The organism is Nocardia pseudovaccinii (assembly GCF_050942345.1).
Taxonomy (GTDB): domain Bacteria; phylum Actinomycetota; class Actinomycetes; order Mycobacteriales; family Mycobacteriaceae; genus Nocardia; species Nocardia pseudovaccinii.
In genome coordinates, this window is sequence record NZ_CP192074.1 from 9,199,003 (window position 1) to 9,214,239 (window position 15,237).

At 66.9% G+C, this 15,237-nt stretch carries 10 protein-coding genes; 4 read left to right on the plus strand and 6 right to left on the minus strand.

The window, feature by feature from the left end:
* The first annotated feature begins 16 nt into the window (after positions 1-16).
* Positions 17-568: a class I SAM-dependent methyltransferase gene (locus ACQPZ2_RS41295; protein ID WP_433523312.1), complete on the plus strand. Its 552-nt coding sequence runs from the start codon at positions 17-19 to the stop codon at positions 566-568.
* A gap of 37 nt (positions 569-605) precedes the next feature.
* Here ACQPZ2_RS41295 and ACQPZ2_RS41300 read toward each other — a convergent pair whose 3' ends face one another.
* The 4 genes from ACQPZ2_RS41300 to ACQPZ2_RS41315 form a co-directional block, all read right to left on the minus strand.
* Complete coding sequence (locus ACQPZ2_RS41300) at positions 606-1,697, minus strand: 3-deoxy-7-phosphoheptulonate synthase (protein ID WP_433523313.1); 1,092 nt, start codon at positions 1,695-1,697, stop codon at positions 606-608.
* Between the two features lie 221 nt (positions 1,698-1,918).
* Positions 1,919-2,389 carry a carboxymuconolactone decarboxylase family protein gene (locus tag ACQPZ2_RS41305; protein WP_433523314.1) on the minus strand — a complete coding sequence of 157 codons (471 nt, stop codon included), beginning with the start codon at positions 2,387-2,389 and terminating at the stop codon, positions 1,919-1,921.
* Between the two features lie 212 nt (positions 2,390-2,601).
* The gene (locus tag ACQPZ2_RS41310; RefSeq protein WP_433523315.1) at positions 2,602-3,480 is read right to left on the minus strand and encodes an oxidoreductase; all 879 of its coding nucleotides are present in this window, start codon (positions 3,478-3,480) and stop codon (positions 2,602-2,604) included.
* Between the two features lie 50 nt (positions 3,481-3,530).
* Positions 3,531-7,034 (minus strand): amino acid adenylation domain-containing protein, encoded by a 3,504-nt coding sequence (locus ACQPZ2_RS41315; protein WP_433523316.1) that lies wholly within the window; start codon positions 7,032-7,034, stop codon positions 3,531-3,533.
* A 139-nt stretch (positions 7,035-7,173) separates the two neighbouring features.
* On the opposite strand from ACQPZ2_RS41315, the gene ACQPZ2_RS41320 reads away from it, so the two are divergent.
* Positions 7,174-8,793 carry a (2,3-dihydroxybenzoyl)adenylate synthase gene (locus tag ACQPZ2_RS41320; protein ID WP_433523317.1) on the plus strand — a complete coding sequence of 540 codons (1,620 nt, stop codon included), beginning with the start codon at positions 7,174-7,176 and terminating at the stop codon, positions 8,791-8,793.
* Positions 8,794-8,911: 118 nt separating this feature from the next.
* Here ACQPZ2_RS41320 and nbtS read toward each other — a convergent pair whose 3' ends face one another.
* Both nbtS and ACQPZ2_RS41330 read right to left on the minus strand, forming a co-directional pair.
* Positions 8,912-10,222 (minus strand): nocobactin biosynthesis salicylate synthase NbtS, encoded by a 1,311-nt coding sequence (nbtS, locus tag ACQPZ2_RS41325; protein WP_433523318.1) that lies wholly within the window; start codon positions 10,220-10,222, stop codon positions 8,912-8,914.
* 92 nt (positions 10,223-10,314) lie between these two features.
* Entirely contained in the window at positions 10,315-11,079 is a 765-nt protein-coding gene (locus ACQPZ2_RS41330) for a DUF2127 domain-containing protein (RefSeq protein ID WP_433523319.1), read from the minus strand.
* Positions 11,080-11,200: 121 nt separating this feature from the next.
* Between ACQPZ2_RS41330 and ACQPZ2_RS41335 the strand changes: the two genes are divergently transcribed.
* Positions 11,201-13,657, plus strand: a complete 2,457-nt coding sequence (locus ACQPZ2_RS41335) for a glycerol-3-phosphate 1-O-acyltransferase (RefSeq protein ID WP_433523320.1) — start codon at positions 11,201-11,203, stop codon at positions 13,655-13,657.
* Positions 13,657-15,105 carry an HAD-IB family hydrolase gene (locus tag ACQPZ2_RS41340; protein ID WP_433523321.1) on the plus strand — a complete coding sequence of 483 codons (1,449 nt, stop codon included), beginning with the start codon at positions 13,657-13,659 and terminating at the stop codon, positions 15,103-15,105. Before ACQPZ2_RS41335 ends, ACQPZ2_RS41340 begins: the two co-directional genes overlap by 1 nt.
* Positions 15,106-15,237: the final 132 nt, after the last annotated feature.

The window sequence follows — 15,237 nt, forward strand, 5'->3', positions numbered from 1 at the left end:
GTCGTAGATTGCCCGTATGGCGGTCGATGCCCGATTCGAGTGGATCGCCGAAACCATGCACCTGCGGCCCGACGACCGGATCCTGGAAATCGGTCCCGGCTCCAGCGACTCGATCGCGTACCTGGCCGCACGGCTGGACGGCGGTCGGATCGTCGGCGTGGACCGTTCGCCGACGGCCATCGCCCGCGCGACGAAACGCCATGCCGCACTGATCAAATGCGGCAAGATCCACCTGTTGCACGCCGGACTGGAACAGCTCGACCGAGCCCGGGTACTCGCCGAAATCGGACCGGCCCGCGGCTTCGACAAGGTTGTCGCCGTCAACGTGAATCTGTTCTGGACCAAGCGGCCCACCGCCGAACTCGCGCTGATCCGGCAGGTCCTCACACCCGGCGGCACGCTGTATCTGTTCTACGGATACGGACAACCGGACGGACCCCGCGGCACCGGTCCGAAACCCGCACCCGGACATCTGATCGACTATCTGGCCATCGCGGGCTTCGACGGCGCCACCGTCTGCTCCGGCGACATCCTCGGCGTCGTCGCGAAACCGCGGCGAAATCCGTAGCCGCGCCCCGGCTTTCACCGGGGCGACAGGCTCCGAATCAGTGATCGCGGCGCTGCCGCACCGCGTCGGCGAGACGATCGAGCTGGGCGGCCGTGGTCTCCCAATCGATGCAGGCATCGGTGATGGACTGCCCGTAGGTCAGCGCGTCGGCGTGCCCGAGGGCCAGATCCTGGCGGCCCGCGACGAGGAAGCTCTCCAGCATCACTCCGACCACGCCCGGCTCGCCCGCGGCCAACCGGCCCGCGATATCGGTGACCACATCGACCTGCTTGTTGTGATCCTTATTGCTGTTGCCGTGGCTGGCGTCCACCACGATCCGCTCCGGTAGCGATGCCTTCTCCAACCGGATGCAGGCCTCGCGGACCGAGGCGGCGTCGTAGTTCGGGCCGGTGCTGCCGCCGCGCAGGATCACATGGCAGTCCGGATTGCCGGTGGTGCGGATCAGCGCCGAGCGGCCGTCCAAGTCGGTGCCCGGGAAAACGTGGCTGGCCGCGGCGGCCCGCACACCGTCGACGGCCACCTGCACATCGCCGTCGGTGCCGTTCTTGATGCCGACCGGCATGGACAGCGCGCTGCTGAGCTGGCGGTGCACCTGGCTTGCCGCGGTGCGCGCGCCGATGGCGCCGTAGGAGACCAGGTCCGCGATGTACTGCGGGGTGATCGGGTCAAGGAATTCACAGGCCACCGGCAGACCGAGGGCGGAGATATCGACCAGCAGCTTGCGGCCGATGCCCAGTCCGGTGTTCACGTCGAAGGAGCCGTCCAGGTGCGGATCGTTGATCAGCCCCTTCCACCCCAGGGTGGTGCGCGGCTTCTCGAAGTACACCCGCATCACGACGTGTAGCCGATCGTCGAGTTCGGCCGCCCTGGCGGCCAGGCGGCGGGCGTAGTCCAGCGCGGCGGCCGGATCGTGGACCGAACACGGTCCGACGATCACCATCAGGCGATCGTCGGCACCGTTGAGCACGTCGACAGTGGCTTTGCGACCGGCTCGGACGACGTCGGCGAGCGCATCGGTGATTCGGTGCACCTGGCGCACCTCTGCCGGTGAGCGCAAAGGGCTCACGCTCAGGGTGCGTTGGTCGTCCAGATCGGAATGCCGCGCGTCGACGTCGGCTGCGGTAGTCATCGTTTGTGGGTTCCTTTACTTCAAGGCCGACCCACGGACGTGAAACCCGTCGAGCCGGTCCATCATCCGGCTCGGGGTGGAAACGAGGTCAGCGCAAATGGTTGCCGCAGACCGACCCACCCAGGGCCGGCTTGCTAAACCAGAAATAGACGCGCTGCACGACAGTGACTGTACCAGGGACTATCCCGAGGTAACCGCAAGGCCAACTTTCGTGCCGAAGCTCACCCCAGCTGACCGGGGACGTATCCACCGGCCGGGGTGCGGACGATCACATTCATCCGGTTCCACGCGTTGATCGTCGCGATGGCCGCGATGAGCGCGGCGGTCTGATCGTCGTCGTAGTGCTTGCGCACCTGCTCCCAGGTCTCGTCGCTGACGCCGCGGCCGTCACCGATGCGGGTGGCCTCTTCGGTGAGGGCGAGGGCGGCGCGCTCGGCCTCGGTGAAGACGGTGGCCTCGTGCCAGGCGGCGACCAGGTTGATTCGCACGGCGGTCTCGCCCGCGTGCGCGGCGTCTTTGGTGTGCATATCGACGCACATGCCGCAGCCGTTGATCTGGCTGGCGCGGATCTTGACCAGCTCGTAGGTGGCGGCGGGCAGGGAAGTCCCGTCGACGACCTTGCCCGCGGTGACGAGCCGCTTGACATAGCTACCGGCGACGGGGTTGGCGTAGAGGTCGAAGCGCTGTTCCATGATCTGTGCCTTTCCATTCGGTTGGGTTCACAGAGAGGACGACGCGGCCGAGCCCAGTGTGACATCGACGTATGTGACCTGGATCACGAGCGCCGTGCATCACCGTTGCGGGCCGGATCAGTACTGGCTCGCAGTGATTTCATTCATCGCGCCGAAAGCGACCGGCACCACCGCCCCGCTTCCTGAGTTGTCCTGTGCCGCAGGGGATTCGACTACTTGCCGAAGGAGTAGGTGACGCCTGTCAGCTTCTCCGACAGCTCCCACAGGCCGCGCGCGACCTGCTCGTCCTTGGACGCCGCGGTGGAACCGGACAGCCCGGGATAGCCGCGCATGCCGCCCCATCCGTCCGGACCATAGAACGCGCCCGGCTCGACCTGCTCGGTCGCCGCGTAGATCTCCGGCAGCGCGCCCATTTCGGCGCTCTGCGCCAGCAGCCGGTTGCCCAGCGCCATGACCTTGTCCTGAATGGATTCGGTATGCGACTGCAGTTCCGTTGCGGCATAACCGGGATGGGCGGCCACCGAAATCTTCGACGAACCCGCCGCGGTCAGCCTGCGCTGCAACTCGTAGGCGAACATCAGGTTGGCCAACTTCGCCTGGCCGTAGGCGGACCAGCGCTGGTACTTGCGGCGCTCCCAGTTCAGGTCGTCCAGATCGATCTTGCCGGCCCGGTGCGCACCGCTGGAGACCGTGACCACCCGGTCCGAGATCTTTTCCAGCAGTAGCCCGGTCAGCGCGAAGTGACCGAGATGGTTTGTGCCGATCTGCATTTCGAAGCCGTCGGCGGTCCGCCGCTGCGGCACCGCCATCACACCCGCGTTATTGATCAGTACGTCGGCCCGGTCCACCGCATCGGCGAACGCACGCACCGAGGCCAGATCCGCGAGATCGAGTTCGCGCACCTCGGCCCGCGCACCGATCTCACCGGCCACTTTCTCGCCCTTGGCCAGATTCCGACAGGCCAGGACCACCTGCGCACCCGCCCCGGCCAGCGCACGCACCGTCGCCGCCCCCAGCCCGCTGTTCGCGCCGGTGACGATGATCGTGCGGCCACTCTGATCGGGAATGTTCGAGGTATCCCAATGGCTCATATCCGGAAGTCTAGTGCGCGCGGCGACCGTTCTCAGGCAATGCGCACAGGTCACGCCTGGGCCAGGATCTCCTCGTCGGTCATCGCCACCACCTCCAGGTACAACGTGGCGACGGCGTCCAGGCGATCGGGCGTGCCACGACCGGTCTCCCGTTCGACCAGCCGCTCGCCCAACCCGGCCACCGTCCGGCCGACGAGCAGATCGGCGACCAGCGCGTGGTCGACCTCCAGCCATTCGCGGATCCTGGCGACGGCCGTGGTGGCCAGCACCGAGTCACCACCCGCGCCGAAGAAATCGTCGTGCACGCCGATGCGCTCGGTACCGAGCACTTCGGCGACGATCGTGGCCAGTGCCGCCTCCAGCGGCGTGCGCGGACGCGCGTCCACCGATTCGGACGCGTCGGGTTCCAGCAGTGCCACCACCGCGCGACGATCCAGCTTGCCGTTATCGGTCAACGGCATCTGCTCGAAGATCTCGATGCGAGTGGGAATCATGTAGCCGGGCAAAAGATCTCGCACCGCGGCGACAATCTCCTCGGCGGAGCCGACCTCGCCCGAAACCGCAGCGACGAGCTTCGGCGCGCCGGTGCCGACCACGGCGGCCACCGCGTGCCGCACCCCCGGCGCGGTACGCAGACCGCTCTCCACCTCGCCCAATTCCACCCGGTAACCGCGGATCTGGACCTGATGGTCGGCGCGACCGAGGAATTCGATGGTGCCGTCGGGCCAGTAGCGCGCCATATCACCGGTGCGGTACCAGCGGAGATCGTCGTGGACGACGAACCGTTCCGCGGTGCGCTCCGGATCATTGCGATAGCCGGCCGCGACATTCGCACCGCCGACCCAGAATTCGCCGGGCACCCAGTCAGGGCAGTCGCGGCCTGCCGAATTCACCACGCGGCAGCGCACATTGCGCAGTGGCACGCCGAACGGGACGGTGGCCCAATGTTCGGGCGGGTCGGCGACCTCGCAAATGGTGTTGTGGATGGAGGTTTCGGTGGCGCCGCCCAACCCGGAGAACCGGCATCCTGGCACCTGTCCGGCCAGCCGCCGCGCCAGATCCGCACCGACCCAGTCACCGCCGAGAGTGACCGCGCGCAGCGAATCGCCGAGGTGGTCACCGCCGATCTCCAGGATCATGTCGAGCATGCTCGGCACACAGTTGAGGATCGAAACCCGGTGGTGGGTCAGTAGTTCCACCCAGCTTGTCGCCTCCTCGCGCTGCGCGGCCGACAGCGCGACCACCGAGCCGCCGACGGCGAACATGCCGAACATGTCGTAGACGGAGGCGTCGAACTCCAGCGCGGACAGTCCTAGCACCCGGTCTGCCGGGCCGACCTCGAACCACTCGTTCACCGCGTCGATGGTGTTCATCGCACCGCGGTGCGGCACGTCGACACCCTTCGGCACACCGGTGGAGCCGGAGGTGAACAGCACATAGGCGATCGACTCCGGATCCGCAATCACCGGCTCGGCCGACGGATTCGGATGGGCACGCGCCGCCGCGAGCGGCAGACAGGTGATATCCGGGCGACCCATGTCGGCGCCGTCGACGGTGAGCGCGGCGACCACGTCACCGGTGCGCAGGATCTCCGCGCGCCGCCCGACCGGCTGATCGAAACCGATGGGCACATAGGCCGCACCCGCCGCGAGCACACCCAGTACGGCGAGGATCTGATCCGGCCCCTTCGGCAGCTGCACCGCCACGGTCGCACCGGGCCGCACCCCGATTTCGCGCAGCGCGGCCGCCACCGAAAGCGCTTGTGCGGCAAGCTCGGCATAGCTCCAGCCGCCGTCCACGCCGTCGCGGCGCCACAGCACCGCCGGTGCGTCCGGCGTGCTGCGGGCATGGTCGAAGAAACCCTGGTGCAGTGCCCGTCCGGAGACCGGACCGTCGGTCGCGTTCACCGCGGCGCGCACGGCGGCCTGGGCGACTGGTAGGTGCACCGCGGCCTCCGCGATCCAGCCCGCCTCGCCCGCGCCCAGCCTGCCGATGGCCTCGGTGTAGCTGGTGAACATGGCGTCGATCATTCCCGCGGGGAACGCCGATTCGCGCACGTCCCAGTTGAGCAGCAGCCCGCCGCGCACCTCGGTGACCTGCGCGTCCAGCAGCACCTGCGGGCCCTGCGAGATGATCCAGACCGGCTCGCCGAAGGTCTCGGTGACCGAGGTGGCGAACAGCTCGCCCAGGTTGAGCGCGCTGGTGTAGACGATCGGCGCGAGCACCGGCTCGCGGCGGTACCTGCCCAGATCGCGCAGTACCTCCAGCCCGGAATACGCGGTGTGCGAGCCGCTTTCGTGCATCGCGCGCTGCAGTGTTTTCGCCCGCTCGGTGACCGTCACGTTCTCGGTGACGTCCACCTCCAACATGATCGAGGAGGTGAAATCGCCGATCACCCGGTCGATATCCGGATGCACCGGCTCCCGATGGAACAGCGGCACATTCAGCAGGAAGCGGCTCTGCGCCGACCAGCCGCCGATGGTTTCGGCGAATACCGCGGCCAACGCCATTGCCGGTGTGATGCCGCGGGCGTGCGCGGCGGCGAGCAGCCGCTCCATGGCTTCCGGCTCCAACCAGTGGTTGTAGCGGACGGTCCGATGCGGTTCGGCGCGCTCGCTGACCGGAATGGTCGGCAGCTCCGGCGCGCCGGGCAGCGCCGGAAGCCGATCGCGCCACCACTGCTTATCGCGTTCCCTGGCAACGGCATCCACTGTGCGCTCGGTGCGGTAGCGGCGATAGCTGTAGCCCTGCGGAGGCACCGTGCCGCCGTGGTAGAGCTCGGCGAGGTCGGCGACGAGCACGCGGTAGCTCATCGCGTCACCCGCGATCATGTCGACATCGAGATGCAGCCGGGTACGACCGTCGGCGAGCAGGCTCAGCGTCACATCGAGCACCTGCCCCTCCTCGATGACCAGCCGCTGATGAGTCTTGCTGTCGCGCAACCGCTCCAGCTCGGCCTCGGCCGCCGCAGGAGCGTGCGCGCGCAGATCGACGACCGAGAACACCGGCCGACCCGAGTCGAGAATGGTCTGCTGCGTGCCGTCGGGAAGGAACCTGGTGCGCAGCATCGGATGCACGGCAACGAGATCCGTCACCGCCCGCGCCAATCGTTCGGGATCGACCTCGGCACCGTCGAATTCGACATACAGGTGTGCGGCGACACCGCCGAGATCCTGTTCCTCCGAGCGACCGATCCAGTAGGCGTGCTGCATCGACCCCAACGGGAACGGCGCGAATTCGTCCCCGGGATCAAGGTTTTCGACAGGTTCGACCTCCGGAACCGCCGCGACGGATTCGTCGACGCCGAGCAACCGCGCCCACTCCGCGACCGACGGCGCCGCAGCCAATTGCGCGAAGTTGATCTCCAGCCCGCGCTTGCGCCAGCCGCCTGCCAACTTCATGGTGCGAATGGAGTCCAGTCCGAGCTGGATCAGATCATCGCCGTCTGCGATCGTCTCGACCGGTACATCGAGCTGCTTCGCAATGGCCGCGCGGATTTCCTCCCGGCCGATCGTCGTCCCCGCCCCGTCCCCCGGTCGCTGTGCTGGCTCCATCTGGCGCTGTCACTCCTTGGTCGCCGCCGCATCCGGCGGATCGAGACTGCTCGGCGGTAGCCTATCGCATTGAGATAGGGTTGCCTAACCTATGTTATGAGACCCTAATCATGCAGCAGATCTTCCAGTGAGGCAGACCGTGACTTCGACATCCACCTCGCCCACCCATCGCGACGGCTACGTCCCGTTCCCCACCGCCGATGCCGCGACCTATCGCGCGGCCGGCTACTGGACCGGCCGCCCACTCGGCGACCTGCTGCGCGCGACCGCGACCCGGCACCCGCATCGCACCGCACTTCTCGACGCCGAGAGCGCGCGCACCTACGCGTGGGTGGATGCCGAGGCAGATCGAATGGCGCACGGTTTACTCGCACTCGGCATCGCGCCGGGCGATCGGGTGCTCGTGCAACTGCCGAATGTGCCGGAGTTCCTGACGGTCCTGTTCGGATTGCTGCGCGCCGGAATCATTCCGGTGCTGACCCTGCCCGCGCATCGCCGCGCCGAAATCGAGCATCTGGCCGGACTTTCCGAAGCGGTCGCGTACATCGTGGTCGACCGGCTCGGCGACTTCGACTACCGCGAACTGACCGAAACCGTCCGCTCGGCCGTACCTACCCTGCGTCACGTTCTCGTACTCGGCGATCCGGGAACCTTCACCGATCTGAATTCGATACCCCGCGACGGCCGTTCACTTCCCGACATCGATCCGAGCGATATCGCGCTGATGCTGGTCTCCGGCGGTACCACCGGCCTGCCGAAGCTCATCGCGCGCACCCACGACGACTACGTCTACAACGCCACCGCGAGCGCCGAGGTCTGCGAACTGACCGAGGACGACGTCTACCTCGCGACACTGCCCGCCGCACACAACTTCCCGCTCGCCTGCCCCGGCATCCTCGGCACCGTAGCGGTCGGCGCGGCCGTCACCTTCATCACCGACCCGAGCCCGGAGAGCGCCTTCGCCGCTATCGAACGCCATCGCGTCACCGTCACCGCGGTCGTGCCGCCACTGGCCCAACTCTGGTGTGCGGCAACCGAATGGGAGGACGCCGATCTCGGCTCCTTGCGCCTGCTCCAGGTCGGCGGCGCCCGGCTGGCCGAGGTGAATGCCCGCGAGGTCGCACCCGCACTGGGCGTGCAACTGCAACAGGTCTTCGGTATGGCCGAGGGCCTGCTCAACTACACCCGCCTCGACGACACCGCCGATACCGTCTGCACCACCCAGGGCCGTCCGCTCTCGCCCGCCGACGAGGTGCGGGTCGTGGATGCCGACGGCAACGATGTCGCCCCCGGCGAAGAGGGTGAACTACTCACCAAGGGCCCCTACACGATCCGTGGCTACTACCGCGCCCCTGAACACAATGCCCGCGCCTTCACTCCCGACGGCTACTACCGCTCCGGCGATCTCGTGCGCCGACTGCCGAGCGGCCATCTGATCGTCTCGGGCCGCATCAAGGACGTCATCAATCGGGGTGGCGAGAACATCTCCTGCGACGAACTCGAGGAACATCTGCTCGCCCACCCGTCCGTCCGGCATGCCGCCGCCGTCGGCCTCCCCGATGCCGCGCTGGGCGAAAAGGTCTGTGCCGTCTTGGTTGCCGACGGCGAGATGCCGACCCTGGCCCAGCTCAAGTCCTTCCTCACCGAACGCGGTCTGGCGACCTACAAACTCCCGGACCTGCTCCGCCAGGCCGACGAACTGCCCGTCACCGCCGTCGGCAAGATCGATAAGAAGGCCCTGCGCGCCGACCACGGCTGACCGGAACGATCGGGGGTGGCGCGAGTCCGATCTCGCCACCCCCGATCCGAACCCCGGATAACCGGGTGCCCCAGCAGATGATTCGGAACGCGGGCCGACCTTGATGGGTATGAATTTGTCAGGCCTTGACTACGTAGGGCGCGACACTGCCCAGTTTTTCGCAGGTCTCCTCGAATTCCCGCTCCGGCCGCGACTGCCCGACAATGCCCGCGCCCGCCCGCAGCCACGCGCCTTCGGTGGTCTGGTAGACCGCACGCAGCACCAGCGTCGCCTCCATCGCACCGCTCGGCGAAATCGTCACCACGGCACCGGAGTACAGACCACGCGGCGCTCCGTCGAGACGGAACACCGAGTCGACGCCCTCCCGCTTCGGAATACCCGACGCCGTGACCGACGGGAACAGCACCTCCAGCGCATCCCAGCTGGAACGGTCCGCAGCGAGCCGCCCGCGCACCGTGGAGGCCAGATGCTGCACGCTGCCACGTTCTCGAACCGCCATGAAATCGGACACCGCGGGCGTGCCGGGATCGGCCACCTCGGTGATCTCGGCAAAGGAGGTCTGCACCGAAATCGCGTGCTCCACGATCTCTTTGGGATCGGTGATCAGGTCGGCCCGAGCCGCCATATCGATGGCTTCGCCGAGCCCGAAGGCGCGCGTACCGGCAAGCGGCTCGGTGGTGACGACCCGATCCTCGTCGACGGAGGCGACCAACTCCGGACTGAATCCGGCCGCTTCGAGTCCACCGAGGCGAAGCAGGAACGACCGCGCCGGAGTGTTGTTGGCGCGGCCGAGCCGGTAACTGCCGGGGACATCCACCGCGAACGGCAGATCGACCTTCCTGGAAAGAATGACCTTCTGATAGCGACCGGAGCGGATTTCCGTGACCGCCTCGGCGACCCGATCGCGATATCGGGTCGGATCGAGACGCACATCGACCGGATGCGCCCGCGGCAGCTCGGTCTCCTGCGAGGCGGCGATGAGATCGTGAATGTCATCGGCCTCGGCCGGTGTGGCGCCGGAAATCCGGACGCCGAACTCGCCGACCCGCACCTCGATGCGTGGAATCATCAGATGGGCCAGTGCGGTTCGCGGATCCAGATGCCGCGTCGCATCCAATGCCCATGCGCAGAACTCGAATCCGATCCAGCCGTAGGCCCGACGCCCACCGAGCGGCAGCATGGCGAGCGCGTTGTCGATGACCCGCGCCGGGCTGCCCTCCCAGGCACTCGTGGTGCCGCGCCCATCCCAGGACACACGCAATTCGTTCGCGTCGAGTTCGACGCCGCCGAGCGGATCGGCCGCGAATACCCATTCGCCGGGCCGTTCGTACATCACGTACTCGCCGAAGCGCTCGGCCGCGGCCAGCCGGGACATCGCTGCCGCCGGATCGGTCACATACTCAACGCGCAAGCGCTCCGTGGTCGACAACGATCCTCCAAGGTTATGCTGACCTAACTTAGAAAAGTAAGGTTAGCATTACCTGTCTAGATCGGTAGTGTGCTGCAGACCACAGCAAACGGCTACTCCGCAGGCACCGCGAGCGCCGACCGCTCGACGCTCAACAGACTCTCCATACTGTGCTCCGCGTGGTACGCGGCCCCGCCGCCGCGCACTCCGAACAACCGCTTGCTGTAGACCAGCCAGACCACCGCGGCGATATTGATCAGCAGCGCACCGATGCGCAGCACGGTGATCTTCTCGGTCAACTCGTAGATCTCCAACGGCAAGAAGATGCTGGTCGCGACCACCGCGAAGTACTCACCCCAGCGCTTCACCAACCACAGGCCCACCGCCTCGATCGCCTGCAGCGTCGCATAGGCGAGGATGCCGATGGCCACCCACAGCAGGGTCGTATTCGACAGCGAGAACGCGTCATCGATCAGATGCACGATCTTGGATCGGTCGATATCCCAGCCGATCTGATCGGCCAGCGGCCGCAGCAGCGGCAGTTCCTCGTCGAAGGCTGCCCGCATATCCTCGCGCGAGGACCGGAATTTGAAGACGGCGAGCGCGGCGACCACCAAGAGCAAGCCGCGCACCAACCGCTCGATCGCCAACGCCCGCATCAGCCAGCGGTCCCGCAGCAGTCGCCCACGCGGCACCTCCGGAGCATGGTCGGCGGGCCCGGAGCCAACCGGTTCGCCGGGTACGAACGTGCCGCAGCGCAGACACCGCCACGCGACACCGGCCACCGTCTGAACATGCAGCCGCTCTGCCAGATCCTGCTCGTCCGGCGCATAGGTGTAGTGGCCGTGCCAGCCGCACGCGCGTAAGGCCCAATCCATGCGCGCAGCCTAGTTCGCCATCGCAATCGGCCGCGATCGCAAACGCCGTGTCGATACCCGAAGCCCAACTCGCCCGCCGGAGTTCCTGCGCGGAATCCACTGGCGGGCTTCAATAGGAGTCATGATCGATCACCGCGGGGATTCGCCCGCTCCAGCTCGAGCGGCAGCTCCCGATTCGGTGGTGGCACTGATCGATGCGAGCTCCGGCGTGGAACGCGAACTCGTCGGTGCCTGGCTGGCCGACGGCGGACTGAAGCACGAACTCGGCGTCGACGCACCGATCACCCAGTTGGATCTGGATGCGGATGCGATCGGCGATCGACTGGTCGGACGCCGCGACGATCCGCTGGTGGTGCCGATCCGAGTGCTGTGGCTCCCGCCCGAGCGCGACGGGGTCCGCCGCATCACCTTCGCCGACCTGGCCCTGCTGACGAATCCGCGTAAGCCGAACCGACTCGCGCAACGCCGGTTGGTCGGCAAATCACCGGACCGCCACGTGGTGCTCACCGGGCAGCCCGCTCTGCTCAGCGAATTGCGCGCCAATAATCCGGAGGCCGCGGCGCTGCTCATGAAGGGCTCCGCCGAGCCGTTCGCGCGCGCCATCGTGCGCGCCGCGGTGGTCGCCCTGGAACGTGCCGAACGATCCATCATCGGTGACCGGTACAAGGTGCCGCGACTGGTGGCCGAGGAGATCCTCGACTCCCCCGACTTCCTGCGCAGGCTCGAACTCATCGCGGATCAACTCGGTACGAGTCCGCACGAGGTGTACCGGCGGGCCGAGAAGGCGCTCAACGAACTCGTCGCCGCCCAGAGCAGGCTGGTCTCGGATCTGTTCACCCAGGCGATGCGCCCGATCCACGCCTCGACCTGGAATGTCGACTCCGACGACTCCGGCCTGGACGGGTTGCGCGCGTTGAACCGCAACCATCCACTGGTTTTCCTGCCCTCGCACCGGTCCTATGTCGATGCATTCGTACTCGGTGATGTGCTGGCCCGCAATGACTTTCCACCGAATCATGTGATCGGCGGCGCGAATCTGAGCTTCTGGCCGATGGGTCCGATCGCCCGGCGCACCGGCACGGTCTTCATCCGGCGCAGCTTCGGTGACGACGAGGTCTACAAGGCGGTGGTCGAGGAGTACTTCGCCTACCTGCTGGCCAAGCGATTCAATATGGAGTGGTACTTCGAGGGCGGCCGCACCCGCACCGGCAAGCTGCGCCCGCCGCGCTACGGATTGCTGAATTACCTTGCCTCCGCGGTCCGTTCGAATCGGATCGACGATGTGCTGCTCGTCCCGGTATCGATCACCTATGAGCGGCTGAACGAACTCGGCGCCATCGCCACCGAACAGGTGGGCGGGAAGAAGAAGCCGGAGGGCCTGGCCTGGATGGCGCGTTATATACGCAGCCAACAGCATTCGGCCGGACACGTCTACGTGCGATTCGGCGAACCGCTGTCGGCGCGCGATCGCCTTGCCGCATACGGGGATCCGCTCGTTCCGACGCCGACGATCATTCCGCTGCACCGCACCGAACCGGCGGGGACCGAGCCGAGCAATGTCACCGAGCCGACGGAGGTCGCCGAGCTGGAGCGAAAGGCCGTGCAGCGGTTGGCCTTCGAGGTCGCCGACGGTATCAACAGGGTCACCCCGATCACCGTCAACGCGCTGGTCACCCTGGCGCTGCTCGGTGTGCACGAGCGCGCGCTCACCCTCGGCGAGGTCCGTACCGTGCTGGCCCCGGTGCTGCGGTACATCGAGAAGCGCGAGCTGCCGCACGGCGAACTGGCGGCGCTGCGCGATGAGCAGAGTCTCGCGGTGGTGCTGGAGCAGCTGTCGCTGGCCAAGGTCGTGACCGTGTACCGCGGCGGGCTGGAACCGGTGTACTCGATCGAATCGGGTGCGCATCTGGAGGCCGCGTTCTATCGCAATAGCGCGGTGCATTGGTTCATCAACCGCGCCATTCTCGAATTGTCGATCCTGTCCGCCTTGGAGATGCAGGCGCCGGATCAGCTGCGGGCAGGCTGGGACGAGGCCTTCCGACTGCGCGATCTGCTGAAGTTCGAATTCTTCTTCCCGGAGCGGGCCGAGTTCTCGGCGCAGATGACCGCGGAAATGCTGCTGGTGGACCCGGATTGGCACCAGCACACCGCGGCGGACACCCTCGGCGAGGAAGTTCTGCACAAACTCACCGCATCCGGATTCATGATGGCGCACCGTGCTCTTCGCGCATTCACCGACGCGCAGCTCGTGGTGGCCGAACGGCTGGCGGCACACGACAGCGCCGAAGAGATCGATCGCAAGGAGTTCATCGACGAATGCGTAGCGGTCGGTAAGCAGATGCTGCTGCAGCAGCGACTGCACAGTCCGGAATCGGTCTCCACCGAATTGTTCTCCAGCGCACTCAAACTCGCGGACAACCACGGGTTGTTGACCCGCGTCAGTCATGACTCGGCCAAGCCGAGGGCCGAATTGACCCGGCGCAGAAACGAATTCGCCGACCAGCTGCGCGTTATCGCGGCTCGGATCTCGCAGGCCGCCGCGCTGGATCCGTCCAATATCCCCGCACGGGGGGCCTGATGGTCGAACAGCGCCCCGCGGCCCCAACGGATCTCGCGGCGGCCATCGCCGCGATCCGGTCCGGGCCGCAGGGGCCGGAAGTCGCCGCGGTCTTCGACTTCGCCGCCGTTGTGGATGGTTTCGGGCCGCTGTCACGGTGGACATTCCGGCGCGATAAGAGCCGAATCACCGCGGACACCCTGCTCGGCAGCATCCGCAACGGGCTCACCGACGGCGAATACAGCCGGTTCCTGCAGCAGGCCATGCGGATACTCGCCGAGCAGCCCGAAGACGAGCTGGACGAGTTGGGCACGCTGCTGTTCCGGAGAAAGATCTACGGGCACCTGTATCCCGAAGCGTGGCAGTTGATCCGGACGCACGAGGCCGCCGGGCACACTGTGGTGCTCGCGACCGCGCTGACCCGATTCCAGGTCGAACCCGCCGCGGCCGAACTCGGTATCGAACACGTGCTGTACACCCGGATGGCGACCACCGATGGCGTGCTCACCGGTTACGCCGACGGAAAAACCCTGTGGCGCAATGGCAAGGCCGATGCGGTTCGCGAATTCGCCGCCGCGCATGGGCTGGATATCGGCCGCAGCTACGTCTACGCGGACAGCATCGCCGATCTGCCGCTGCTCTCGGTGGTCGGGCATCCGGTGGCGGTGAATCCCGAGCGAAAGCTCGGTACCGCTGCCGCCGAACAGAATTGGCAGATACTGACGTTCCGTTCGCGCCAACCACCACGCCCGATCGACTATCTGCGCACCGTCGCCGGATTCGCCGGGCTACTGGCCGGGGCGCTGCTCGGCGTGCTGAGCAAGTCCTACACGCGTCAGCGCCGGAAGATGGCCGATGCGCTGATGGCCTATGGAACCGGTGTCACGCTCGCCGCGACCGGTATCCGGCTGCGGGTCAGCGGTGCGGAAAACGCCCGCGCCCCGAGACCCGCCGTGTTCCTGTTCAACCATCAGAGCCAGTTCGACGTGATCATCGTGCCCAAAGTGCTCGAAGGCGGGGTCACCGGAATCGGCAAGAAGGAGCTGACGAAGAATCCGATCTTCGGTCCGCTGATGCGGTTCGTCGGGGTCACCTTCATCGATCGTGCCAACACCACGCAGGCCAAGGCGGCGCTGGCGCCGGTCGTGCATACCCTGCGTGGCGGGCTGTCGATCGCGGTCGCACCCGAAGGCACCCGGTCGTATACGCCGCGCATCGGCCCGTTCAAGAAGGGCGCCTTCCACATCGCAATCCAGGCCGGGGTGCCGGTGATCCCGGTGGTGATCCGCAATGCGGGTGAAATCAACTGGCGCAACTCGATGGTCGCGCGCAAAGGCACCGTCGACGTGGCCATCCTCGACCCGATCGACGTCGGCAGCTGGGACGCGAACGATATGGACGACAACGTCGAAGCCGTCCGTCAGCTGTACACCGACACCCTGCTGAACTGGCCGTCGCCGGACCGGTGACGCCGCCGGGACCTTCAGCACCCCGTATGCCTGGGGCTCCGCTTTCCCGGATGCCTGGTCAGCGGACCGATACCCGGTCAGCGCAACCGAATCCGGGCGGCGGCCGCATTGCGCTCCGACATCACCCCGAGG

Coding starts and splice junctions, on each gene's coding strand:
- ACQPZ2_RS41295 (WP_433523312.1), top strand. CDS start 17: ATGGCGGTCGATGCCCGATTCGAGTGGATCGCCGAAACCATGCACCTG.
- ACQPZ2_RS41300 (WP_433523313.1), bottom strand. CDS start 1,697: ATGACTACCGCAGCCGACGTCGACGCGCGGCATTCCGATCTGGACGAC.
- ACQPZ2_RS41305 (WP_433523314.1), bottom strand. CDS start 2,389: ATGGAACAGCGCTTCGACCTCTACGCCAACCCCGTCGCCGGTAGCTAT.
- ACQPZ2_RS41310 (WP_433523315.1), bottom strand. CDS start 3,480: ATGAGCCATTGGGATACCTCGAACATTCCCGATCAGAGTGGCCGCACG.
- ACQPZ2_RS41315 (WP_433523316.1), bottom strand. CDS start 7,034: ATGGAGCCAGCACAGCGACCGGGGGACGGGGCGGGGACGACGATCGGC.
- ACQPZ2_RS41330 (WP_433523319.1), bottom strand. CDS start 11,079: ATGGATTGGGCCTTACGCGCGTGCGGCTGGCACGGCCACTACACCTAT.
- ACQPZ2_RS41335 (WP_433523320.1), top strand. CDS start 11,201: ATGATCGATCACCGCGGGGATTCGCCCGCTCCAGCTCGAGCGGCAGCT.
- ACQPZ2_RS41340 (WP_433523321.1), top strand. CDS start 13,657: ATGGTCGAACAGCGCCCCGCGGCCCCAACGGATCTCGCGGCGGCCATC.